This is a genomic window from Mesorhizobium sp. B2-4-19, assembly GCF_006441315.1.
Taxonomy (GTDB): Bacteria; Pseudomonadota; Alphaproteobacteria; order Rhizobiales; family Rhizobiaceae; genus Mesorhizobium.
In genome coordinates this window covers 165371-188420 of record NZ_VFUV01000011.1, presented here as the reverse complement: position 1 = coordinate 188420, position 23050 = coordinate 165371, and the positions used below count along the sequence as shown (strand labels likewise).

Here is a 23050-nt window from a genome sequence, read left to right as displayed (position 1 = left end):
ACTCTATGGCTATGGCATCGACCGCCGGCAGAACGAGCCGCGGCATGACTCGGGAAGAGAAGAAGGTCATCTTCGCTTCCTCACTCGGCACCGTTTTCGAATGGTACGATTTCTATCTCTACGGTTCATTGGCGGCCTTCATTGGCTCGACCTTTTTCAGCCCGACCATTCCGGAGGCGACGCGCAACATCTTCGCGCTGCTGGCCTTTGCCGCCGGTTTTCTCGTCCGCCCGTTCGGCGCCCTGGTGTTTGGCCGTATCGGTGACCTCGTCGGCCGCAAATATACCTTCCTCGTCACCATGACGATCATGGGTCTGTCGACCTTCCTGGTCGGCTTGCTGCCCGGGTATGCGACCTTGGGTATCGCGGCTCCGGTGATCCTGATCGTGCTGCGCATGCTGCAGGGCCTGGCCCTCGGCGGCGAATATGGCGGTGCGGCGACCTATGTCGCTGAGCACGCGCCTGATGACCGTCGCGGTTTCTATACGTCGTGGATCCAGACAACGGCGACGCTCGGACTGTTCCTGTCGCTGATCGTCATTCTGATCGTGCAGGGATCGCTGAGCAAGGAAACCTACGCCGCCTGGGGCTGGCGCATTCCCTTCATCGTTTCTTTCGCACTGCTCGCCGTCTCGATCTGGATTCGACTGTCTCTCTCGGAGTCTCCGACCTTCCAGAAGATGAAGGACGAAGGTAAAGGCTCGAAGGCACCGCTTACAGAAGCCTTCGGTCAGTGGAAGAATGCCAAGATCGCACTGCTGGCGCTGCTTGGCCTCACTGCTGGCCAGGCCGTCGTCTGGTACAATGGCCAATTCTACGCGCTGTTCTTCCTGCAGAACGTGCTCAAGGTCGAAGCGCAGTCGGTCAACATCATGATTGCTGTCGCGCTGGCGCTGGGTTCGATCTTCTTCGTCGTGTTCGGCTGGCTCTCCGACAAGATCGGCCGCAAGCCGATCATCATGGCTGGCCTTGCACTCGCCATCGTCTGCACCTTCCCGCTGTTCAAGGCATTGACCTGGGCCGCCAATCCGGCACTCGCCAAGGCGCAGCTGAGCACAAAGGCAACGGTTACGGCCGCGCCCGGCGACTGCAAGTTCCAGTTCAATCCGGTGGGGAATGCGAAATTCACCACATCGTGTGATGTGGCAACGGCATTCCTAACCAGGAACTCAGTTCCCTATGACGTGGTCACTACGGCGGCCCCTGGAACAGCGGCATCGGTCAAAATCGGTAGCGAGACGGTTGAGTCCTACGACGTCGTCGCCGCCGGCGACCAGTCAAAAGCCAAAGAGGCGGCCTTCATGAAGGCCGTCAATATGTCGCTTCGGGACGGCGGCTATCCACTGAAACGTGCGGCGATCAAGATACCGGACCAGAAGCTCGATGCATTTGTCGCCGCCAATCCGGAACTGAAGCTCGATGCCGCCGCCATCCGCGCTGGCGAGAAAGCAACGGTGCCGACCGATCAGGCGGTCAAGGACAAGCTCCTGACCACCGACGAGGCCGCCGGCGCGCCAGAGGTCACCGTCTACAACATACCGGGCGGCGGTGCCTTCGCCATGTTCGCCGATCCGGCCGCCGTGAACTGGCCGATGACGATCGGCATCCTGTTCATCCTGGTTCTGTTCGTGACCATGGTCTACGGGCCGATCGCGGCGATCCTTGTCGAGATGTTCCCGACCCGCATTCGTTACACCGGCATGTCGCTGCCCTATCATATCGGCAATGGCTGGTTCGGCGGTCTGTTGCCGGCAACAGTCTTCGCGCTCAGCGCCTACAAGGGCGATATCTACTATGGTCTTTGGTATCCGGTGGTGATCGCGGCAATGACGCTGATCATCGGCATGATCTTCGTCAAGGATACGCTTGGCACCGACCTGCACGGCAAGGAGTAGCCGTCCTCGGTCAACAGAAAGCCCGGCGTGATCGCTCACGCCGGGCTTTTCCGTGTCTGAGACTCCGAAGAAGCGGATCAGCTCTTTGGCTGATTTTCTTCCTCGATGGCCGCTTCGTGATACCAGCCGTCAAAATCGGCGTGCGTGTAGCGCAACGAGGCGATCTCTGCCGCGAATTTCGCCTTTGCGCCTAAATTTGAGGCAGATTTTCGCGCTGCCAGAGGGAACATCAGAATTTTTGCCGACGGACGGGAGGGGACGACTTCCATGGCGGTCTCCTTTCGTTTTCAGGAGCTTGTCGATTCAGCTTTCGCACAAGATAGGTCCTGCGATTCCTTTAGGCAATATGCCTACGAAAAGATCAGTAATTGCCTAATATTTATGCATAATTCGAGCTTGATTGATTTGGGTCCAGTGTTGAGGCGGCTCATGAAATTCGACGCGATATCCCTGCCATTTTGCCGCACCTGCCGAAGTCGGAGTGGCACATGAATTGCATTTTAGGGATCGGCAGCGCCGGCTGCCGACGGCAGGCGTGTGTCGAGGCCGTCTGGTGTTCGGTGAACAAGCAACGAGAGGCTAGAATGACGAAATACAAGCTCGAGTACATTTGGCTCGATGGTTACACCCCGGTCCCCAACCTTCGCGGCAAGACGCAGATCAAGGAATTCGCCGAGTTCCCGACGCTCGAACAGCTGCCGCTGTGGGGCTTCGACGGTTCCTCTACCATGCAGGCCGAAGGCCGCAGCTCCGATTGCGTGCTGAAGCCTGTGGCGCTTTACCCGGATCCGGCCCGCACCAATGGCATTCTCGTCATGTGCGAAGTCATGATGCCCGATGGCGTCATCCCGCATGAATCGAACAGCCGCGCGACCATCCTCGACGACGAGGACGCTTGGTTCGGCTTCGAGCAGGAATACTTCTTCTACAAGGACGGCCGCCCGCTCGGCTTCCCCGACAGCGGTTATCCCGCGCCGCAGGGCCCGTACTACACCGGCGTCGGCTACAAGAACGTCGGCGACGTCGCGCGCAAGATCGTCGAGGAGCATCTCGACCAGTGCCTTGCTGCCGGCATCAACCATGAAGGCATCAACGCCGAAGTGGCCAAGGGCCAGTGGGAATTCCAGATTTTCGGCAAGGGCTCCAAGAAGGCCGCCGACCAGATCTGGATGGCTCGCTACCTGCTGCTGCGTCTGACCGAGGCTTACGGCATCGACATCGAGTTCCACTGCAAGCCGCTCGGCGACACGGACTGGAACGGCTCCGGCATGCATTGCAACTTCTCGACCAAGTTCATGCGCGAAGTCGGCGGCAAGGCCTATTTCGAGGCCCTGATGGCGCAGTTCGACAAGAACCTGATGGACCACATCGCCGTCTACGGTCCGGACAACGACAAGCGCCTGACCGGCAAGCACGAGACCGCGCCGTGGAACAAGTTCAGCTATGGCGTCGCCGACCGTGGCGCATCGATCCGCGTGCCGCACTCCTTCGTCAAGAACGACTACAAGGGCTATCTGGAAGACCGTCGTCCGAACTCCCAGGGCGACCCCTACCAGATCGCTTCGCAGGTGCTGAAGACGATCTCGCAGGTCGCGACCGACGCTAAGGTCTCGGCCGCCGCCTGATTGTTTTCGCGGCGCCGAACGCAAGGTCTTCGCCGTGACCAGAACTCGATAACAAAAAGCCCTGGCGGAGAAACGCCAGAGCTTTTTCGTGTTTGCGGGGCGCGTCTGCCGTTCTCAGCCGGCGACAGCCCCACGTGCCCTCAGCGCTGCTAAAACCTTCGCATGGGGCAGGGCAGGGCTCCGGTTGCCGTCGCGACCGGTCATGTCACTGTTGGCGACGAGCGCGTTGAGCACCGCCTCCTCTGCCGCCTGTACGACGACCCCATAGAAATCGTCCATGCGGCCCCACGGGATGAAATCCATGTGGCTGTAGCTGTCTTCTCTCACCGGTCCCTGGGGAAAGCGGCCGTTGAGCGCGTCGCGGTTGGCGGTCGAGAAGGCGAGGAAGATGTCGCCGGAAAAATGCGAGCCGGTGGTGCCCGTTCGCGCCAGGCCGAGCGGCACGCGCCGGGCCAGCGCCTTGCATTGGCCGGGCAGTAGCGGTGCGTCGGTGGCGACGATGCCGATGCAGGAGCCGGCGCCGGTCGGGGCGCCGTTGAAATAGAACTCCATCGGATTGTCATCCGCAAGCTCAGGCCCAAGCGGCACGCCGGCGATGGTGAGTTCGCGGCGCGAACCGAAATTGGCCTGCAGGAAGACGCCGACCGTGTAGGAGCGATGGCCGTAGTCGACGATCCGCGAGGCCGTGCCGGAGCCGCCCTTGAACGCATAGCAGTTCATGCCGGTGCCGCCGCCGACCGAGCCTTCTTCGATGCGCCCGCTCGCCGCATTGTCGATCGCGGCGATGGCGTGGTCGACCGTGACATGCGAGCCATTGATGTCGTTGAGATAACCATCCCAGGTTTCCGCCACCACCGGCAGCAGCCACTGGTTGGCGACATCGGGCTTGTGGCGCGCCACCCAGTCGATGACGCCGCGATGGCAGAGGCCGACCGCATGGGTGTTGGTGATCAGGATCGGCAGGCTGATGCTGCCGGCCTCCTCGATCCACGATGCGCCGGTCATTTCGCCATTGCCGTTGAAGGAATGATAGCCGGCGGCACAGGCAGTGCCGACGCCGTCACGACCGAACGGCAGGATGGCCGTCACGCCGGTGCGCACCGGTCCATGTCCGAGGGTGAGCTCGCCTTCGCCCTTGATGATCGTGGAATAACCGACCAGCACGCCGTCGACATCGGTGATGGCATTGGCGGGACCTGGCGTGCCCTGCAAGGGAATGGCGAGCGCCCGGGCTCGCGCCTTGCCATCTGGCGTGGTGGTGTGGGTCGGCAGTTGATCCATGTTTGGGTTTCGCTCCGTTGATATGAGCCGGCTCAGCGAAGGCTGCAGCCAGTCGCCATCTCGGCATAGCTGGTCAGGATGGCCAGCGCCGAAACCTGATCGACCGCGGGCACGATGTTGACGAGATGGAGCCCCAGGCCGTCCTCGAGCACCACCAGGCTGCGCGCGATCGTCTCGCTGGTCGCCTGCAGTTTGAAGATGCCGGTGGCCGCACCCGCTTCCAGGATGCCGACATAGATCGACACCTGCCGCTCGAACAAGGTGATGTGGCGGGCGGCATAGCTCGCATCCGAGCGCGAATAGGCGCCGAGCTCGAGCAGCAGCCGGCAGAGCTGGTCGTCCGTGTCGGTCGGTAGCCCGCTCTCAATCATCGTTTTCAGCCGCAGCCGCGGATCGGCGATCTCGGCGACCGACGCCGCGCGTATCGTGCAGAACCGCTCGACTGCCTTGCGCTGCACATCGTCCAGCAGGTCCTTGAGGCCGGGATAGTAGTAGAGCAGGGCGCTCGAACTCATCCCTGCCTCATTGGCGACGTCGCGCAACGTGACGCCGGCAAGGCCGTGTTTGGCGATCATCGATTCTGCCGCGGCGACGAGGGTGAGGCGGCGATCAGTCTGTGTTTTGGGTCGTCCCATTCCAATTTCCTGAATTTGATTCAGTTTAAGGCTGGTGGGCGAAAGTTTGCAAGCGCCATTGCGCCATATTTCTTGACGATATCTGACTCCGTCGATAGGTTCCGTAGCGGAGGATAATTTTTATCTTATTAAAAAAAGGGGAGGACGATGTCTACAAACGAAGCAACGACACGGGCGGTCGACAAGGCTGCACCAACCGCCAAGGGACTGGACCGGGCGCTCAACGCGCTAGGCACGCTGATGATCGTGCTCTCGGCGGTGACGCCGGCATCCTCGGTGTTCATCATCGTGCCGGGCGTCATTGCGCTCGCCGGCACTGGCTCATTCCTCAGTTTCGTCATCGCCGCGGTTATCGGGCTGTTTATGGCCTTCGTCTACGCCGAGCTTTCGTCGGCCTACCCGATGGCCGGCGGCGAATACACCATGATCGGCCGCACGCTTGGCCGCTTCTGGGGCTTCGTCACGCTGGTGCTGGTGTTCGTCTCAATCGTGCTGATCGTCGCCGTCATCGCGCTCGGCGTCGGCACGTATCTCGGCGTGCTCATTCCCAACCTCAGCCCGCAATGGGTCGGGGTGGTGACGATCGCGCTGGCCGGCACGGTGGCGGCAATGCGCATCAAGCTCAATGCCTTCGTCACCGGCATCTTCCTCGGCATCGAAATGCTGGCGCTGCTGATCCTGACCGGTCTCGGCTTCGCCCATGTCGAGCGGCCGCTGTCGAGCCTGTTCACCTCGCCACAATTGCTCGATGCCACCAACACGCTGGTCCCGGCGTCGGCCGGAATCATCCTAGCTGCTACCGCCGTTTCGCTCTTTGCCTATAATGGCTACGGCGCGGCTGCCTATTTCGGCGAGGAGACGCAGGACGCCAAACGCAACATCGGCAAGGTCGTCGTCTGGGCGCTGCTGATCACGGTCGCCGCGGAACTCATTCCGCTGACCGCAGTGCTGCTCGGCGCACCGGATCTGGCTGGCCTGCTCGCAGCCCCCCAGAAGATCGAGTACTTCCTCGAGGCGCGCGGCGGCCATGCGCTGACGGTGCTGATCAGCCTTGCCATCGCTGTCGCCATCTTCAACGCGGTCATTGCCATCATCCTGCAGGCAGCGCGGCTGCTGTTCAGTTCCGGCCGGGACAAGACTTGGTTCGGCCCGATCAATGCCGCGGTCGCCTCGGTTCATGGCAGCTATGCGTCGCCCTGGATCGCCACCATCGTCGTCTCGGTGCTGGCGGCGGTCGCCTGCTTTATCGACATCAACCTTCTGCTGGTGGTCAGCGGCACGTCGCTGGTGGTGATCTACGCGCTTCTGTGCCTGGCGGTATTTGCCGGACGCCACAACGGCACCACGGCTGGAGGACACTACCGCATGCCCTTGTTTCCGGTGCCGGCGATCCTTGCCTTCGTGGCGCTGGTCTATGTGGCCTATCAGAACCTGCTCGACGCGGCCTTCGGACGCCCGAGCCTGATCGCCACACTGCTGATCATGCTTGTTGCGGCGATCTATTACGTGCTGATGCTCGCCAGGCGAACGGACTGGAACCTGCACGGTCCCGACGAACTTGCAGGATAGGCGTCACCCTCCGACGCTCTATCCTTGCGGGAATCCCGCCTTCGCCGGGGTTCCCTTTTTGCCGTGCTAGCCGGCGGAGCGAATACCCCCAAAAAAAGTCAGGTTGAAAAGCACCGGGCAAATTCGCCGGATGGAGAGGCCTTTGGCTGATGCTTCTTGCCGCCACCGGTGTGACGCGCTACCCACTTCGTCGAAAAAGCCCGGAAAACGGCCTGTTTCGCCTCATCCGTAGTCCAATGATCCTTTCTATAAGCCTCTGTTCATACATCGAAATCGGCGATGTATGCCTTCGTCCGGCGACGTTGACAGATCACGCTGCGGCATGCGTATTCGTGGCCTTGGGGTTACGCCAAAGCGATGCTGTTCGAACGGGGCGGGGTTTCTTGAACGACGGCATTGGCGGGGGCGCCGGACGAGCGGGCATTGCAGCCTGAGGCAGTGCGCCGCTCGCTCCTGGCGTTCGATTGCGCGCTCGAAACTGCCACCCACAAGCCTTCATTTGCGATTTCCGCCGGTGGCCATGACCCTGGCAACGGACGCCATCAAACGATCCTTCGGAACGAAATAGGCAGCGCTTGCGTGGCTGGCCACGTACGCGCCCATCGGTGCGCATTGGTCGATGAGCATTGACCAACAGCAAAAGGCCCTCGAAGGCGGATATCCTTCAAGGGCCTTTTCAACGCTATCGGTACGGGTTCTTACACCGAATAGTACATGTCGTATTCGACCGGATGCGGGGTCATTTCGAAGCGCATCACCTCGGCCATCTTCAGCTCGATGTAGCTGTCGATCTGATCGTCGTCGAAGACGCCGCCGGCCTTCAGGAAGCCGCGGTCCTTGTCGAGGCTCTGGAGGGCTTCACGCAGCGAACCGCAGACGGTCGGGATCTTCTTCAACTCCTTCGGCGGCAGGTCGTAGAGGTCCTTGTCCATCGGCTGTCCTGGATGGATCTTGTTCTTGATGCCGTCGAGGCCGGCCATCAGCATGGCGGCGAAGGCGAGGTAGGGGTTCGCGCCCGGATCGGGGAAGCGAACCTCGACGCGCTTGGCCTTCGGCGACGAGCCGAACGGGATGCGGCAGGAGGCGGAACGGTTGCGCGCCGAGTAGGCGAGCAGCACCGGCGCTTCATAGCCGGGCACCAGACGCTTGTAGGAATTGGTCAGCGGGTTGGTGAACGCGTTGATCGCCTTGGCGTGCTTGATGATGCCGCCGATGTAGAACAGGCAGCTTTCGGACAGGCCGGCATATTCATTGCCGGCGAAGGTCGGCTTGCCGCCCTTCCAGATCGACTGGTGGACGTGCATGCCCGAGCCATTGTCGCCGAAGATGGGCTTCGGCATGAAGGTGGCCGTCTTGCCATAGGCGTTGGCTACCTGATGCACGACATACTTGTAGATCAGCATCTTGTCGGCGTTGCGGACCAGCGTGTCGAACTTGATGCCGAGTTCGTGCTGCGCGGCCGCGACCTCGTGGTGATGCTTTTCGACGCGCACGCCCATTTCTGCGAGCACGGTCAGCATCTCGGAGCGCATGTCCTGCGCGCTGTCGATCGGCGGCACCGGGAAATAGCCGCCCTTGATGCGCGGGCGGTGGCCGAGATTGCCGGTTTCGTAGTCGGTGTCGTCGTTGGACGGCAGTTCCGTGGAGTCGAGCTTGAAGCCGGTGTTGTAGGGATCGGCCTTGTACTTGACGTCATCGAACACGAAGAACTCGGCTTCCGGGCCGACGAATATCTGGTCGCCGATGCCTTCCGACTTCATGTAGGCTTCGGCCTTCTTGGCCGTGCCGCGCGGGTCGCGGTTGTAGGATTCGCCCGAGACCGGGTCGAGGATGTCGCACAGGATGACCATGGTCGACTGGGCGAAGAACGGGTCCATGTGGACCGTGTCCGGATCGGGCATCAGCACCATGTCGGACTCGTTGATGGCCTTCCAGCCGGCAATCGAGGAGCCGTCGAACATGACGCCATCGGCAAACATGTCTTCCTCGACCTCGACGACATCCATCGTTACGTGCTGCAGCTTGCCCTTCGGGTCGGTGAAGCGCAGGTCGACGAATTTCACGTCGTTGTCCTTGATCTGCTTCATGATGTCTTTGGCTGTCGTCATGTCATGTATCCCTGTTTGATGACGTTTTTTGATGGATGACGTTTCTTGGAAGGCTGGTCGCGTCAGACCGCGTCCATTCCGGTCTCACCGGTGCGGATGCGCACGACTTCCTCGATATTGGAGACGAAGATCTTGCCGTCGCCGATACGGCCGGTCTGGGCCGCCTTGCGGATGGCCTCGATCGCGCCTTCGACCGCGTCGTCGCCGAGCACGACCTCGATCTTCACCTTGGGCAGGAAATCGACGACATATTCGGCGCCACGATAGAGTTCGGTGTGGCCTTTCTGACGTCCGAAGCCCTTGGCCTCGGTTACGGTGATGCCTTGCAGTCCGGCCTCCTGAAGCGCTTCCTTCACTTCGTCCAGCTTGAATGGCTTGATGATCGCTTCGATCTTTTTCATGTAAAAGTGGCCTCCACTGCCAAAAAAACGGGTTGTGAACCCCGCTTGCGCCTCCATCAAGCACGAACCGTGCCAGATAGCGGGATTCGAAGCGGTTTCATACGATTTCCAACCCATGCCGCGCCGAGATACAAATTCGCGTCATTCGCAGCATCGGATGCGGCATGGCCTGCTGAAGTGACACAGCCCCCATGCGTGCGACAGCCTAATAATTAGGCAGGATGCTCATCTGATGTGCGGTTTTGCCTTGATGCCCGCCTTGCTGGCATGGCCGCAGTTGGTGATGCGCTCCTCTATGTTTGCGTCGGTTCGAAAACTGGACAATGCTTGATCGAATGCGGATCGGCAATCCATGAGCGATGAACTTCTTACTTCCGCCGAAATGGGCGAGGCGGACCGGCTGACGATTGCCGCCGGCCCAATCGACGGCATCGGCCTGATGCGCCGTGCCGGCGAAGCGGTCGCAGGCGAAGTTCTCAGGCGTTACCCGTCAGCGACGCATGTCCATGTGTTGTGCGGGCCCGGCAACAATGGTGGCGACGGCTATGTCGTCGCTCGCATCCTGGCCGGCAGCGGCGTCACCACCACGATCTGGGCGTCCGGTGCGCCGAGGCCGCAAAGCGACGCAGCACTTGCCGCGGCGAAGTGCCCGATCGCGCCCCGGCCGCTGTCCAGGTTTGAAGCGGAGCCCGGCTCGATCGTGGTCGATGCGCTTTACGGGGCAGGGCTGTCCAAGCCGCTGTCAGGCGATGCCGCCAGGGCGGTGGGCGTCGCCACCGATCGGCGTTTGCCGGTTGTCGCGGTCGATCTGCCCTCGGGCGTTTCCGGCGACAGCGGCAGCGTTTTGGGCGTGGCGTTTGCCGCCGCCGTCACGGTAACCTTCGCGCGCAAGAAGCCAGGCCATCTGCTCCTGCCGGGCCGGGAGCGGTGCGGCGACATCGTGCTCGCCGATATAGGCATCGGCGACGACATCATTGCACGGCTCCAGCCCCGGATATTCGAGAACAGGCCGGCGCATTGGCTGCGCCATTTCCCGGTGCCGGCTGTCGACGCACACAAGTACAAGCGCGGCCATGTCGGCGTCTTTTCCGGCGGGCCGAGCGCTACCGGGGCGGCGCGGCTGTCGGCGCTTGCCGCGGCTCGAAGCGGGGCGGGGGCGGTGACCGTGCTGTCGCCGGGCAATGCCATGCAGGTCAACGCCGGCCATCTGACCTCGATCATGCTGCGCAAAACCGATGATGTCGCCGACATCAGGGAATTTGTCGGCGAACGCCGGCCTTCGGCCTTCGTTCTTGGCCCCGGCTTCGGCGTTGGTGACAGAACGCGGACCTTTGGGCTGGCACTCCTCGCCTCCGGACAAGCTCAAGCTGCTGCCACACAGGTTGACGGGCTCGTGTTCGACGCCGACGCGATCACCGCGTTTCGCGACATGCCGGACGTCCTGTTCGAAGCGGCGCGCAGGCCGCATGCGCCAGCCCTGGTAATGACGCCGCATGACGGTGAGTTCGCCAGGCTGTTTCCCGACATCGCCTCCGACAATGGCTCGTCCAAACTCGACAAGGCACGCGCGGCGGCCGCACGAGCCAATGCCGTTATCGTCTACAAGGGCGCCGACACGGTGATCGCTGCTCCCGACGGCCGGGCGGCGATCAACGCCAATGGCGCGCCCTGGCTTGCCACTGCCGGGTCTGGCGACGTGCTGTCCGGCATCACCGCCGGTCTGCTGGCGCAAGCCATGCCGGCGTTCGAAGCGGCCTGCGCCGCGGTCTGGATCCATGCCGAGGCCGGCAGCCGGTTCGGTGCGGGGCTGATTGCCGAGGATCTGCCGCTGGCGTCGGTGCCTGTGTTGCGCGAACTGGTTGCGGATCGAGGCGGACGCTGACGGCCGTCAGTTCACAGCGGGATGTTGTCGTGCTTCTTCCAGGGGTTCTGCATGTCCTTGTTGCGCAGCATCCGCAGCGCCCGTGCCACGCGGCGGCGGGTCGAGTGCGGCATGATCACCTCGTCGATATAGCCGCGCTCGGCGGCGACGAAGGGTGACAGGAAGCGATCTTCGTAAGTCTTTGTATGGGCTGCGATCTTTTCCGCGTCGCCAATGTCCTTGCGGTATATGATCTCGACCGCGCCTCTCGCCCCCATCACCGCGATCTGCGCCGTCGGCCAGGCATAGTTCATGTCGCCGCGCAAATGCTTTGACGCCATCACGTCATAGGCGCCGCCATAGGCTTTGCGGGTGATGACGGTGATCTTCGGCACGGTCGCCTCGGCATAGGCGAACAACAGTTTGGCGCCATGCTTGATCAGCCCGCCATATTCCTGCGCGGTGCCGGGCAGGAAACCGGGAACATCGACGAAGGTGACGATCGGAATCGAAAAACAGTCGCAGAAGCGCACGAAGCGCGCCGCCTTGCGGCTGGCGTCGGAATCGAGCACGCCGGCCAGCACCATCGGCTGATTGGCGACGAAGCCGACCGTGCGGCCCTCGACGCGCCCGAAGCCGGTGACGATGTTCTTGGCGAAACTCTGCTGGATTTCGAAGAAGTCACCCTCGTCGGCGACCTTCAGGATCAGCTCCTTGATGTCGTAGGGTTTGTTGGCGTTGTCGGGAATCAGCCGGTCGAGCGACAAATCGTGGTCAGTGACCGACTGGTAGCATTCGATCTCGGGAATGTCAGATGTGTTCGAGGCCGGCAACAGGTCGACCAGCCGGCGCATCTGCAAAAGCGCCTCGACGTCATTGTCATAGGCGCCGTCGGCGATGGAGGATTTCGTCGTGTGCACCGAAGCGCCGCCGAGGCTTTCGGCGGTCACCGTCTCGTTGGTGACGGTCTTCACCACATCCGGGCCGGTGACGAACATGTAGGAGGTGTCGCGCACCATGAAGATGAAGTCGGTCATGGCGGGCGAATAGACGTCGCCGCCCGCGCAAGGACCCATGATCACGGAAATCTGCGGAATGACGCCGGAGGCCAGCACGTTGCGTTGGAAGATCTCGGCATAGCCGCCGAGCGCCGCCACGCCCTCCTGGATGCGCGCGCCGCCGGCATCGTAGAGCCCGATGATCGGCGCGCGGTTGCGCAGCGCCATCTCCTGCACCTTGATGACCTTTTCGGCATGGGCTTCCGACAGCGAGCCGCCGAATACGGTGAAATCCTTGGCGAAGAGGTAGACCGGACGGCCGTTGACCGTGCCCCAGCCGGTGACGACGCCATCGCCAGCGATCTTGGTCTTCTCCATGCCGAAATCGGTCGAGCGGTGCTCGACATACATGTCGAACTCTTCGAACGAGCCTTCGTCGAGGAACACCTCGATGCGTTCGCGCGCGGTGAGCTTGCCCTTCTTGTGCTGGGCGTCGATGCGCGCCTGTCCGCCACCCATGCGGGCGATGTCGCGCCGGCGCTCGAGTTCCTTCAGCACGTCCTTCATCGCTCGGTCCCCAAAATAGAAGCTGCATTTGTGGTAATGATGCCCGTCGGGGAGTGCAAGCGTCGGCTTTCCAGCGGGTTTTTGCTGCGCTGCAACATGACGCCCCTTGCATTCCGGGGCGAACTCAGCCATATGCAGCCCATAGGCGCTTGGGCCGGGAGATTCCGGCCTTCTCGACAAATGAGACTGGTTGCGTCTGTTTTCCCTCTTTCCGGCAAATCGGTAAGGCGGCGAAAAAGCCCCGTGGCATGATGCCTGCGGGCACGACAGCGCAGCCGAGTGGACGCACGCGTCCGCCGCCTTGTCGTTTCATATCAAGTTTTTCGACGGCAGGTTGCGCCCTGCCGCCACTGATGTTTGCGGCCAAGAAGCCGCGTGAAAGAAGAGTATTTTGACCAACGAAAACACATTGCCCAGCAACGAAACCGCGGGACTCTCCGGTTTCGCAGCGCTGGGAATCACGGGTGCGCTGCTCAAGGCTACCCACAATGCCGGCTTCACGGAGCCGAAGCCGATCCAGATGCAGGCCATCCCGCCGCAGCTGGAAGGCCGTGACATTTTCGGCATCGCGCAGACCGGCTCTGGCAAGACCGCGGCCTTTGCGCTGCCTATCCTGTCGAAGATCATCGCGCTCGGCACCAAGCGGCGTGCCAAGACGACCCGTGCGCTCATCCTGGCGCCGACCCGTGAGCTTGCCGTGCAGATCGAGGACACCATCAAGATCCTTGCCAAGGGCGCGCATGTCTCGACGGCACTGGTGCAGGGCGGCGTCTCGCGCTTCAGCCAGGTGAAGAAGGTTGCTCCCGGCGTCGACATCCTGATTGCCACGCCCGGTCGCTTGACCGACCTGGTGCGCGAGGGCGACCTCATCCTCTCCGACACCAAATGGCTGGTGCTGGACGAGGGCGACCGCATGCTCGACATGGGGTTCATCAACGACGTCAAGCGCATCGCCAAGGCGACCGCGCCTGACCGCCAGACGGCGCTGTTCTCGGCCACCATGCCGGACGAGATCGCGGAACTGGCCAAGGGTCTTCTGAAGAACCCGGTCCGTATCGAAGTCTCGCCGCAAAGCACCGCGGCGGCCGAGATCGTCCAGGGCGTCGTCTTCGCCCGCACCAAGCAGAAGCGCCAGGTGCTGTCGACGATGCTCGCCGACGAGGCGATGAAGTCCGTTATCATCTTTTCGCGCACCAAGCACGGCGCCGACCGGGTGACCAAGGATCTCGAGCGCGATGGCTTCAAGGCCGCCGTCATCCATGGCAACAAGTCGCAGAATGCCCGTCAGAAGGCGCTGAACGATTTTCGCGATGGATCGGTCCGCATTCTGGTCGCGACCGACATCGCGGCGCGCGGCATCGACGTCCCCGGCATCAGCCATGTCGTGAATTTCGACCTGCCGGACGAGGCGGAAAGCTACGTCCACCGCATCGGCCGCACCGGCCGCAACGGCATGGACGGCATTGCGATCACGCTTTGCGATCCTTCGGAAAACAGCAAGCTGCGCCAGGTCGAGCGCATCATCCGCACCAAACTGCCGATCGTCGCCGACCATCTCGGCAGCCCCGATCCGCAGCGCAATCCGGCTGAAAAGAACGAGCGCTTCGAGCCCGCCAATGATCGCAACGACCGCAATGGCCGTCGTGACGGCCGGCGGCCGGGCGGCGAGAACAAGGGCAACGGCTTTGGCAAGAAGCGCTTCGGCGACAAGCCGGCCTTTGCCGGTGAGCGCAAGCCGGAAGGCGCCAAGCCTTTCAAGGGCAACAACAAGCGCCGTTTCGGCGGCAAGCGTCCGGCAGCGCGGGCTGCCTGACCAGCCTCATGAAGGCCGGCCAAGCCTTGGCGCTTGGCTGGCTGCCTGACTGATGGAGAAAAGGGCGGCCGAAGCGGTGCTTCGGTCGCCTTTTTCGTCTGCGCAACTTATTTCGCCACCGCCTCGATCCAGACGGCAATCCGTTGCGCCAGAAATGCCGTGGTCGATGGCGACAGCGCATCGCCGGCAATGACATGGTTGTCCGGGTCGCCGGTGTCGTCTACCGGCACCAGTTCGTGCGGTGCGCCCCAGCGCCCGGCGATTTCGCGGGTGCGGTCTGGCCGCACCACCCTGTCCGAATCCGAGAAGATGAACAGGGCAGGGATATCAGCCTTCTCTACCGGCGCCCTATAGGCGAGTTCCGTCAACGCCTGCATCGGCAGCGTCGCGGCAACCGGATATTTGGTGGTCCAGAATTTCTCGTGCAGCGCGTTGCGCGCCACGAAACTGCGCTCCTTGCCGATGATGAGTTCGGCGATCTGCTTGCCCCAGGGCATGGTCAGGATCTCGGCGCCGGATGCCTTGACGCCGAAATTGGGCGAGATGAATGCAATCGCCGCCACCCCATCCGATGCACCCGGCTGCGTTGCCGCCCATGCCGCCAGCGAGCCGCCGGTCGAGGTCGAGATGACGATCACCTTGTCGCCGATCGCCCGGCCGAGGGCGAGCGCTTCCTCATAGTCGTTGATCCAGGCGTTGACGCTGCCTTGCGTCATCGCCGCTCCGTCCTGCCCGTGACCCGTCAGGCGGGTGAAGAAGAGATTGGCGTCGAGCAGCTCGGCCACGTCGTCGGGCAGGGGGCGGACCTCACCCTTCGAAGCCGAGAAACCGTGGATGTAGACGATCGACAGCGGCGTCTTGGCATGCACCATGGGGTTGGCCCAGACGATCTCCTTCTCCAGCCCGTCGCGGATACCGGGCACGGCGGCTTCCACCTTTGCCACATAGGCCTGCGGATCATCGCCGATGATGGAAGGATCGAAGCGGATCGTGGTGTCGACGGGAACGCGCGGGCCGAAGACGAAGGCCAATGCAAGGACGGCGACCAGGGCCAGCACAGCAAGCACGATCCGTCGCCCCATCGCAGACTCCACGCAACAACAACAAGCCTATGGCGGTGGCCATGAACAGGCAACGACCGTTCAGGCCGTCGCACCACCAAATCCTGTGGGCATCCTATTGGCTGGGTGACTTGCGCTCGTAATGCAGCGGCCGTGCCTTCCAGCTGGTCATCAAGCTGATCACCCATCGGCTTATCGGCCTGGGCAACAAAGCGAGAAATTTCAGCGGCCAGCTCGTGCGGTACGGAAAGGTGACTTCGAAGCCGCCGGACTTGATTGCCTTCACCATGCGGCGCGTCGCCCGGGTGACCGGCATCAGGCCTGGCATTGGCAGCATATTCTTTTCGGTCAGCGGCGTGTCGACAAAACCGGGGTTTATCACCTGGACGCGGATGTTCATCTTGTCGAAATCATACTTCAGCGACTCGGCCAGGATGTTGATCGCCGCCTTGGTGCCGCCATAGGCGGCCGTGGTTGGCCAGCCGAAATAGGCGGTGACCGATCCGACCAGCACGACGTGGCCGCGCGACCGCACGCGCATATACTCCACGACCGGCACCAAGCCGTTGATGATGCCGAAATAGTTGACCTCGAAGGACCGGCGAAAGTCCTTGACGACGAGAGCCTCTCCAGGCGTCGAAATGTAGTTTCCGGCATTGAAGACGGCGAGCACGATGGGGCCGAGCTCCTTCTCGATCGCGGCCACCGTTCTTGCCATGCGCGGCTCGTCCGTGACGTCGCAGGGAAAGGCCGTGACGCTGCCCGGCATCTGCGCGGTCTCGACGATGAGCGTGTCGATCGGATCGTCGTCCAGTGCCGTTACCGCCACCGCATAGCCCTGGGACGCCAGATCCCTGGCCAGCGAGCGGCCAATGCCGCTGCTGCCGCCCGTGACCCAGGCGACGCCGTGTTTCGGATCGGCCCGATAGAGTGTCATGCTGCGCCCTGCCGAGTTGTTGGTGCCTTGCTCTAGCGGTCAGGAAATCGAATGAAAAGAGTGCTTTTCGACCACGGGTGTAAATGCACTGTGGGATATCGAGAACGCTGAAAGGGGTGTAGACGCACAGCAGTGCCGGAAATGCGACTGGACCAGGCGAATTCTTGCCTTGAAACCGAAGCTTCGGGTTTCTAGGGTTTCGGCGCACGCACACAAGGAATCCTGAATGCCCCGTTCTGTGATCGACGCGATCGGCAACACGCCTCTGATCCGCCTTAACAAAGCGTCCGAAGAAACCGGCTGCGAGATCCTGGGCAAGGCCGAATTCATGAATCCGGGGCAATCGGTCAAGGATCGCGCCGGCCTTTTCATCATCCGTGACGCCGAACAGCGCGGCCTGTTGAAGCCGGGCGGCGTCATCGTCGAGGGCACGGCAGGCAATACGGGCATCGGGCTGACGCTGGTCGCCAAGGCATTGGGTTATCGCACCGTCATCGTCATTCCCGATACGCAGAGCCAGGAGAAGAAGGACACGATCCGGTTGCTCGGCGCCGAGCTGATCGAGGTGCCGGCCGTGCCCTACAAGAACCCCAACAATTACGTGAAACTGTCGGGGCGGCTGGCCGAGCAGATGGCGAGGACCGAGCCGAACGGCGCCATTTGGGCCAACCAGTTCGACAATGTCGCCAACCGCGATGGGCATATCCGCACCACGGCGGAGGAAATCTGGGCCCAGACCGGCGGCAAGGTCGACGGTTTCGTCTCGGCGGTGGGCTCGGGCGGCACGCTGGCCGGCGTCGCTTTCGGGCTGAAGGCCAAGAGCAAGGATGTGAAAATCGCGCTTGCCGACCCGCTTGGCGCCGCGCTCTACAGTTTCTACACCAGCGGCGAATTGAAGTCCGAAGGCAGTTCGATCACCGAAGGCATCGGGCAAGGGCGTATTACCGCCAATCTCGAAGGGTTCACGCCGGATTTCTCGTTCCAGATCAAGGACGAGGACGCACTGCCGATCGTCTTCGACCTGATCCAGGAAGAAGGCTTGTGCGTCGGCGGCTCGACCGGCATCAACATTGCCGGCGCTATCCGGCTCGCCAGGGAATTGGGCCCGGGCCACACCATCGTGACCATTCTTTGCGACTACGGCACACGCTACCAGTCGAAGCTGTTCAATCCGGAATTCCTGCGTGAGAAGAATCTCCCGGTGCCGGGCTGGATGGAACTGCAGAGCAAGATTTCGGTGCCTTTCGAAAAGGTCGCATGATGGCGCACAAGACGGAAGCGCTGTTTCGCGACGACGCCTATCTGCGTACGGCGGATGCGGCGGTTGCTGCCGTCAATGATCGTGGCGGCATCATCCTCGACCGGACGATCTTCTATGCCACCTCGGGCGGCCAGCCGGGCGATACCGGCTATCTCGAACGCGCCGATGGCAGCCGCATCGCCATTGCCGCCACCATCACAGGTGAGACCAAGGACGAGGTCATCCATGTGCCGGCGCCGGAGCAGGCAGACCTGGCGGTTGGCGAGAAGGTCAAACTCGCGATAGACTGGGAACGTCGGCACCTGTTGATGCGCATGCACGCGGCTTGCCATCTGCTTACCGTCGTTTGTCCGTTTCCAATCACCGGTGCGGCGGTTTCCGAGGACGATAGCCGGGTCGATTTCGACATTCCGGACGCCAGCTTCTCGAAGGAAGAGGTCACCGCCAGCCTGATGGATCTGGTGCGCGCCGATCATCCGATTTTCACCAGGCTGATCAGCGACGAGGAACTCGCCGCGAACCCCGGCCTGGTCAAGTCGAAGAATGTCCGGCCGCCGGTCGGCACCGGCAGGATCCGCCTGGTCTGCATTGGTGAGAATGGCGCGGTCGACAGCCAGCCCTGTGGTGGCACACATGTGAAAAGCACGGGCGAAATCGGTGAAATCCACATCGGCAAGATCGAAAAGAAGGGTCGTGAGAACAGGCGCTTCCGCATCCGCTTCGGCCCGATGCCGGCCACCTGACGCAACCCTTGCCCTACCCGCAATAGAGAGAACCAAAATGGCCGAAGACAGTCCTTTCACCGTCGACGCGGACTGGCTGCAGGCGCGCCTGGGCGAGCCCGGCCTGACCATCGTCGACGCGTCCTGGTACCTGCCGGCGCAAAAGCGCGACGCGCGCGCCGAATATAATGCCGCCCATATTCCTGGCGCCCGCTTCCTGGACCAGGACGCGGTGTCGGATCCCGACGCTGCCTTGCCGCACACGCTGCCTTCGCCTCAGCATTTCGCGCAATATGTCGGTTCGATGGGCGTGTCCGCCGACGACACCATTGTCGTCTATGATGGTCCGGGTTTCTTCTCGGCACCCCGGGCCTGGTGGATGTTCCGCATCATGGGTGTTTTCCAAACCTATATCCTGGATGGCGGTTTCGACGCTTGGAAGGCGGCTGGCCGCCCGGTAACGTCTGAGCCGACGAAGACCGCGCCAAGCGTGTTCTATGCCGATTTCGACGCCGGCCGCGTCGCCAGCCTCGCCGACATGCGCCGGATCGTCGAGACCGGTGCCAGCCAGATTGCCGATGCCCGAGGACCCGGCCGCTTCACCGGCGTCGAGCCCGAGCCGCGCGCGGGTATCCGCTCCGGCCATATGCCGGGCGCACGCAACGTCCCGTACTCCGCGCTGTCGGAAAACGGCACGCTGTTGTCGAAGGACCGTTTGCGCAAGGTGATCGAGGACGCCGGCATCGACCTGTCGAAGCCCGTCATCACGTCTTGCGGCTCCGGTGTCACCGCCGCGGTGGTTACGCTCGCGCTGGAGACGCTTGGCCACACCGACAACAGGCTTTATGACGGCTCATGGACGGAATGGGGCGGGCTCTCCGACACGCCTGTCGTGACCGGCCCCGCGACGGCTGGCCCCGCTAAGGCTGGCACCGCTATGACCGGCCCCGCTAAGACCGGCCCCGCTAAGACCGGCCCCGCTAAGACCGGCCCCGCTAAGACCGGCAAGGAATGAACGCGATGGAAAACGGTGTGCTGCAGGACATTGAAGTCACGGTGACTTTCCTCGAAATGCATGCCCCTCCTGCGGTCTCCCCGCCAGTGCCCTACAACCGCCAGATCGCGCTGCTGAAGACCAAGGACATCCCCTTGCATTTCTATCGCTATTTGATGGACCGGGTCGGGCGCAAATGGCATTGGGTGAATGTTCTCAGGCTGGACGATGAGGAGCTTTCGGCCGGCATCCACCGCGAGGACCGCGACATCAGGGTGCTCTACCTCGACGGCGCGCCAGCCGGCTTCTTCGACCTCAAGCCGCATCTGCCTGACGAAGTCGAACTCGCCTATTTCGGCATGATGGAACATGCCACCGGGCAAGGCATTGGCCGCTGGTTCCTGGGTTCGGCGATTTCAGCCGCCTGGTCGCATGGGCCAAAACGGGTGACGGTGCAGACCTGCACGCTGGACCATCCGGCAGCTCTGCCGCTTTACCAGAAGCTCGGCTTCAAGCCGGTCGCGCAGAAGAAGGAGGTCGTGCATCCGCTGCCTTTCGCCGAGCGCTCGGCCAGCGTCATGCGCCCGTGACATTGGCCGGAACCTGAACCGGCCGTTCATCGGCGCTTCAGCCTGCCTTTGGCATCTTGCCCGCATCATCAATGCGGCCGAGGCCGAAGGAGAATAGATATGCTGACACGCCGTACAGTCGTCGCCGCGCTGATCGCAGCGATTGCCATGCCGAGCCTTGCCGCCGCCCAGGCGACGACGCCTTCGGCCGCGACGATCGAGCGCAAGCTCGAGGCGGCGCCCCGGGTGAAGCTGCGGCCGAACGAGCGTGTCACCATCCGTGAATTCAAGCGCCGGCCGGATTTGCGCCGCATGGCGCGCTCGATCGACATCCAGTCGATCAATTTCGCCTTCGGCTCGGCGGCTATTTCCAGTTCGCAATACGACAAGATCGAGAATATCGCCGACGCGCTGCAGCGCATCCTGCGCCGCGATCCCGGCGCCCGCGTGCTGATCGAAGGGCATACCGATGCCGTCGGTTCCTTCCAGTCGAACCAGATCCTGTCCGAACAACGGGCTGCTTCGTTGAAACGTACGCTGGTGCGCGAATTCGGCGTGCCCGGCTATGCCCTGGAAACCGTGGGCTACGGCGAGGAGTTCCTGCTCGTGCCGACGCAGAACGAAAACTGGCAGAATCGCAGGGTGACATTGCGGCGCTTCGACGATTTCATTCGGTGAACCAGGGTTCGATCAGCTTTAATTGGCTGGCTTACTTTAATCGGGTGGGCGCTATCGATGATGCTTTTTGATCTATGGGAGGGACCGACATCGGATCGGTCCCTCGATCGCTTGGCAAGAATCGGGTGGGAAGCATTGGCCCGAACACATAATTTCCGGTCAGCAAACCGGAGGTTTTCACCATGGCCATTCAGTTCAAAGCGCTGCCCAGCGAACAAGTCAGGACGCTGCAACGCGGCGGTCCCAATGCTTACGGCCAGACGCCAGGGCGGAGGATTTCCGACGGCGACGGCATGCCTTGCCGGCATTGCCTGAAGAACATCGCCGCCGGCGATGCCTATCTCATCCTTGCCTACCGCCCCTTTCCGGAGCTTCAGCCCTATGCTGAAACCGGGCCGATCTTTCTGCATGCGGAAGAGTGCGAGCGTGCGGCCGAGACCGAATTGCTTCCCGAGGTCCTCGAAAGCCCGGACTACATCGTGCGCGGCTATGGCAGGGATGATCGAATCGTCTACGGCAGTGGCGGGGTCATTCCTACCGACGCAATTGCGGCACGCGCCGCGACTTTGTTCGAGCGCGACGACATAGCCTACGTGCATGTCCGCTCGGCGCGTAACAACTGCTACCAGTGCCGGATTGAGCGGGCCTGAAACGCAAAGGATTGCGCTCGGGAAGCCTGTCGTACTCCCGTCGCATAGATGCGATAGAACGCGGGTGTCGATCGATTGGCCGACCGCGGATGAACCGGCGGCAATCTCGATATCGAGGAAGCGGGGCTTTGGCTCCGCTTTTTTGTTGCCTTGGGTCCGGCACAAAAGCCTTCAGCGCAAAAAAACCCGCCGGCGAGGACCGGCGGGCAACAATAGCAAGTTGACTTTTTCTGGGTGTATCAGGCGGCCAGAACAGCTTTCGGCTCGACCAGCTCGTAGCCGAGCGCTTCGGCGACCGCCCGGTTGGTGATCTTGCCCTTGTGGACATTGAGGCCGTTGCGCAGGTGATGGTCGTCGACCAGCGCCTTCAGGCCCTTGTCGGCGAGCTGCAGGCCGTAGTGCAGCGTCGCATTGTTGAGGGCGTGGGCCGAGGTGACTGGCACCGCACCTGGCATGTTGGCGACGCAATAGTGGATGACGCCATCGACCTCGTAGGTCGGCTCGGCGTGAGTCGTCGCATGTGAGGTCTCGAAGCAACCGCCCTGGTCGATAGCGACGTCGACCAGCACCGAGCCCTTCTTCATGCCCGACAGCATTTCGCGGGTGACAAGCTTCGGTGCTGCGGCCCCGGGGATCAGCACGGCGCCGACGACGATGTCGGCCGAGAAGCATTCCTCCTCGAGCGCCTCGACTGTGGAGTAGCGGGTGTGCACACGGCCGGCGAAGAGGTCGTCGAGCTGGCGCAGGCGCGGGATCGAGCGGTCGATGATGGTGACATCGGCGCCAAGGCCGGCGGCCATGCGGGCCGCGTGCAGACCGACGACGCCGCCGCCGAGCACGGTGACCTTGCCGGGCAGCACGCCGGGCACGCCGCCGAGCAGCACGCCGCGGCCGCCATTGGCCTTCTGCAGCGCCGTGGCGCCGGCCTGGATCGACAGGCGGCCGGCGACTTCCGACATCGGCGCGAGCAGCGGCAGGCCGCCACGATCGTCGGTCACGGTTTCGTAGGCGATCGCCGTGACGCCCGAAGCGAGCAGGCCCTTGGTCTGCTCCGGATCCGGAGCCAGATGCAGGTAGGTGTAGAGGATCTGGCCGTCGCGCAGCTGAACCCACTCATTGGGCTGCGGCTCCTTGACCTTGACGATCATGTCCGACTTGGCGAATACGTCGGCGGCGGTCTTGGCGATGGTGGCGCCGGCGGCGCGATAGGCGTTGTCATCGGCACCGATGCCGGCGCCGGCGCCGGCTTCGACCAGAACTTCGTGGCCGTGCGCCACATATTCGCGGACCGAGCCTGGTGTGAGGCCGACACGATATTCGTGGTTCTTGATTTCCTTGGGGCAGCCGACGCGCATTTTCTTCTCCTTATCCGGGCCCTTTTGGGCTCACTCCCTGTATTGTCGGAGTGAACCATGAATCAGCTCG

20 protein-coding genes are annotated in these 23050 nt (G+C 62.4%); 11 read left to right on the top strand and 9 right to left on the bottom strand.

Going from position 1 to position 23050, the window contains the following annotated elements; genetic code table 11:
• The first annotated feature begins 5 nt into the window (after positions 1 to 5).
• Positions 6 to 1895 carry an MFS transporter gene (locus tag FJ546_RS19885; RefSeq protein WP_140890875.1) on the top strand — a complete coding sequence of 630 codons (1890 nt, stop codon included), beginning with the start codon at positions 6 to 8 and terminating at the stop codon, positions 1893 to 1895.
• A 77-nt stretch (positions 1896 to 1972) separates the two neighbouring features.
• Here FJ546_RS19885 and FJ546_RS19880 read toward each other — a convergent pair whose 3' ends face one another.
• Complete coding sequence (locus FJ546_RS19880) at positions 1973 to 2164, bottom strand: DUF2735 domain-containing protein (RefSeq protein ID WP_044547541.1); 192 nt, start codon at positions 2162 to 2164, stop codon at positions 1973 to 1975.
• Between the two features lie 315 nt (positions 2165 to 2479).
• Between FJ546_RS19880 and FJ546_RS19875 the strand changes: the two genes are divergently transcribed.
• Positions 2480 to 3520 (top strand): glutamine synthetase beta-grasp domain-containing protein, encoded by a 1041-nt coding sequence (locus tag FJ546_RS19875; RefSeq protein WP_140890874.1) that lies wholly within the window; start codon positions 2480 to 2482, stop codon positions 3518 to 3520.
• Positions 3521 to 3634: 114 nt separating this feature from the next.
• On the opposite strand, the gene FJ546_RS19870 is transcribed toward FJ546_RS19875, so the two are convergent.
• Both FJ546_RS19870 and FJ546_RS19865 read right to left on the bottom strand, forming a co-directional pair.
• Positions 3635 to 4801: a P1 family peptidase gene (locus FJ546_RS19870; protein WP_140890873.1), complete on the bottom strand. Its 1167-nt coding sequence runs from the start codon at positions 4799 to 4801 to the stop codon at positions 3635 to 3637.
• 32 nt (positions 4802 to 4833) lie between these two features.
• Positions 4834 to 5436 carry a TetR/AcrR family transcriptional regulator gene (locus tag FJ546_RS19865; RefSeq protein ID WP_140890872.1) on the bottom strand — a complete coding sequence of 201 codons (603 nt, stop codon included), beginning with the start codon at positions 5434 to 5436 and terminating at the stop codon, positions 4834 to 4836.
• Between the two features lie 147 nt (positions 5437 to 5583).
• Here FJ546_RS19865 and FJ546_RS19860 point away from each other — a divergent pair, with 147 nt between their 5' ends.
• The gene (locus FJ546_RS19860; RefSeq protein ID WP_140890871.1) at positions 5584 to 7005 is read left to right on the top strand and encodes an APC family permease; all 1422 of its coding nucleotides are present in this window, start codon (positions 5584 to 5586) and stop codon (positions 7003 to 7005) included.
• 698 nt (positions 7006 to 7703) lie between these two features.
• Here FJ546_RS19860 and glnA read toward each other — a convergent pair.
• Together glnA and FJ546_RS19850 are read right to left on the bottom strand one after the other, a co-directional pair.
• Complete coding sequence (gene glnA / locus FJ546_RS19855) at positions 7704 to 9113, bottom strand: type I glutamate--ammonia ligase (RefSeq protein WP_010909302.1); 1410 nt, start codon at positions 9111 to 9113, stop codon at positions 7704 to 7706.
• Positions 9114 to 9175: 62 nt separating this feature from the next.
• Positions 9176 to 9514 (bottom strand): P-II family nitrogen regulator, encoded by a 339-nt coding sequence (locus tag FJ546_RS19850; protein WP_006205430.1) that lies wholly within the window; start codon positions 9512 to 9514, stop codon positions 9176 to 9178.
• Positions 9515 to 9866: 352 nt separating this feature from the next.
• Here FJ546_RS19850 and FJ546_RS19845 point away from each other — a divergent pair, with 352 nt between their 5' ends.
• Entirely contained in the window at positions 9867 to 11396 is a 1530-nt protein-coding gene (locus FJ546_RS19845) for an NAD(P)H-hydrate dehydratase (RefSeq protein ID WP_140890870.1), read from the top strand.
• An 11-nt stretch (positions 11397 to 11407) separates the two neighbouring features.
• Here FJ546_RS19845 and FJ546_RS19840 read toward each other — a convergent pair whose 3' ends face one another.
• Complete coding sequence (locus FJ546_RS19840; RefSeq protein WP_140890869.1) at positions 11408 to 12940, bottom strand: acyl-CoA carboxylase subunit beta; 1533 nt, start codon at positions 12938 to 12940, stop codon at positions 11408 to 11410.
• Between the two features lie 391 nt (positions 12941 to 13331).
• Here FJ546_RS19840 and FJ546_RS19835 point away from each other — a divergent pair, with 391 nt between their 5' ends.
• A complete protein-coding gene (locus tag FJ546_RS19835; RefSeq protein WP_140890868.1) occupies positions 13332 to 14753 on the top strand; it encodes a DEAD/DEAH box helicase in 1422 nt (473 codons plus the stop codon).
• 107 nt (positions 14754 to 14860) lie between these two features.
• On the opposite strand, the gene FJ546_RS19830 is transcribed toward FJ546_RS19835, so the two are convergent.
• A complete protein-coding gene (locus FJ546_RS19830; RefSeq protein WP_140890867.1) occupies positions 14861 to 15835 on the bottom strand; it encodes an alpha/beta fold hydrolase in 975 nt (324 codons plus the stop codon).
• 94 nt (positions 15836 to 15929) lie between these two features.
• On the bottom strand, positions 15930 to 16751 hold the full coding sequence (locus FJ546_RS19825) for an SDR family oxidoreductase (RefSeq protein WP_140890866.1): 822 nt from the start codon (positions 16749 to 16751) through the stop codon (positions 15930 to 15932).
• A 226-nt stretch (positions 16752 to 16977) separates the two neighbouring features.
• Here FJ546_RS19825 and FJ546_RS19820 point away from each other — a divergent pair, with 226 nt between their 5' ends.
• The 6 genes from FJ546_RS19820 to FJ546_RS19795 all read left to right on the top strand — a co-directional run bounded on the left by FJ546_RS19820 (position 16978) and on the right by FJ546_RS19795 (position 21625).
• Positions 16978 to 18012: a cysteine synthase A gene (locus FJ546_RS19820; protein WP_140890865.1), complete on the top strand. Its 1035-nt coding sequence runs from the start codon at positions 16978 to 16980 to the stop codon at positions 18010 to 18012.
• Positions 18012 to 18755, top strand: coding sequence for an alanyl-tRNA editing protein (locus tag FJ546_RS19815; RefSeq protein WP_140890883.1), 744 nt, complete (start codon positions 18012 to 18014; stop codon positions 18753 to 18755). Before FJ546_RS19820 ends, FJ546_RS19815 begins: the two co-directional genes overlap by 1 nt.
• Before the next feature lie 37 nt (positions 18756 to 18792).
• On the top strand, positions 18793 to 19749 hold the full coding sequence (gene sseA / locus FJ546_RS19810) for a 3-mercaptopyruvate sulfurtransferase (RefSeq protein WP_140890864.1): 957 nt from the start codon (positions 18793 to 18795) through the stop codon (positions 19747 to 19749).
• Between the two features lie 5 nt (positions 19750 to 19754).
• Positions 19755 to 20318 (top strand): GNAT family N-acetyltransferase, encoded by a 564-nt coding sequence (locus FJ546_RS19805; protein WP_140890863.1) that lies wholly within the window; start codon positions 19755 to 19757, stop codon positions 20316 to 20318.
• Between the two features lie 99 nt (positions 20319 to 20417).
• A complete protein-coding gene (locus FJ546_RS19800; RefSeq protein WP_140890862.1) occupies positions 20418 to 20975 on the top strand; it encodes an OmpA family protein in 558 nt (185 codons plus the stop codon).
• 182 nt (positions 20976 to 21157) lie between these two features.
• Positions 21158 to 21625 carry a DUF1203 domain-containing protein gene (locus FJ546_RS19795; protein ID WP_140890861.1) on the top strand — a complete coding sequence of 156 codons (468 nt, stop codon included), beginning with the start codon at positions 21158 to 21160 and terminating at the stop codon, positions 21623 to 21625.
• Positions 21626 to 21864: 239 nt separating this feature from the next.
• On the opposite strand, the gene ald is transcribed toward FJ546_RS19795, so the two are convergent.
• Positions 21865 to 22980, bottom strand: a complete 1116-nt coding sequence (gene ald / locus FJ546_RS19790; RefSeq protein WP_010909316.1) for an alanine dehydrogenase — start codon at positions 22978 to 22980, stop codon at positions 21865 to 21867.
• Positions 22981 to 23050 lie beyond the last annotated feature (70 nt).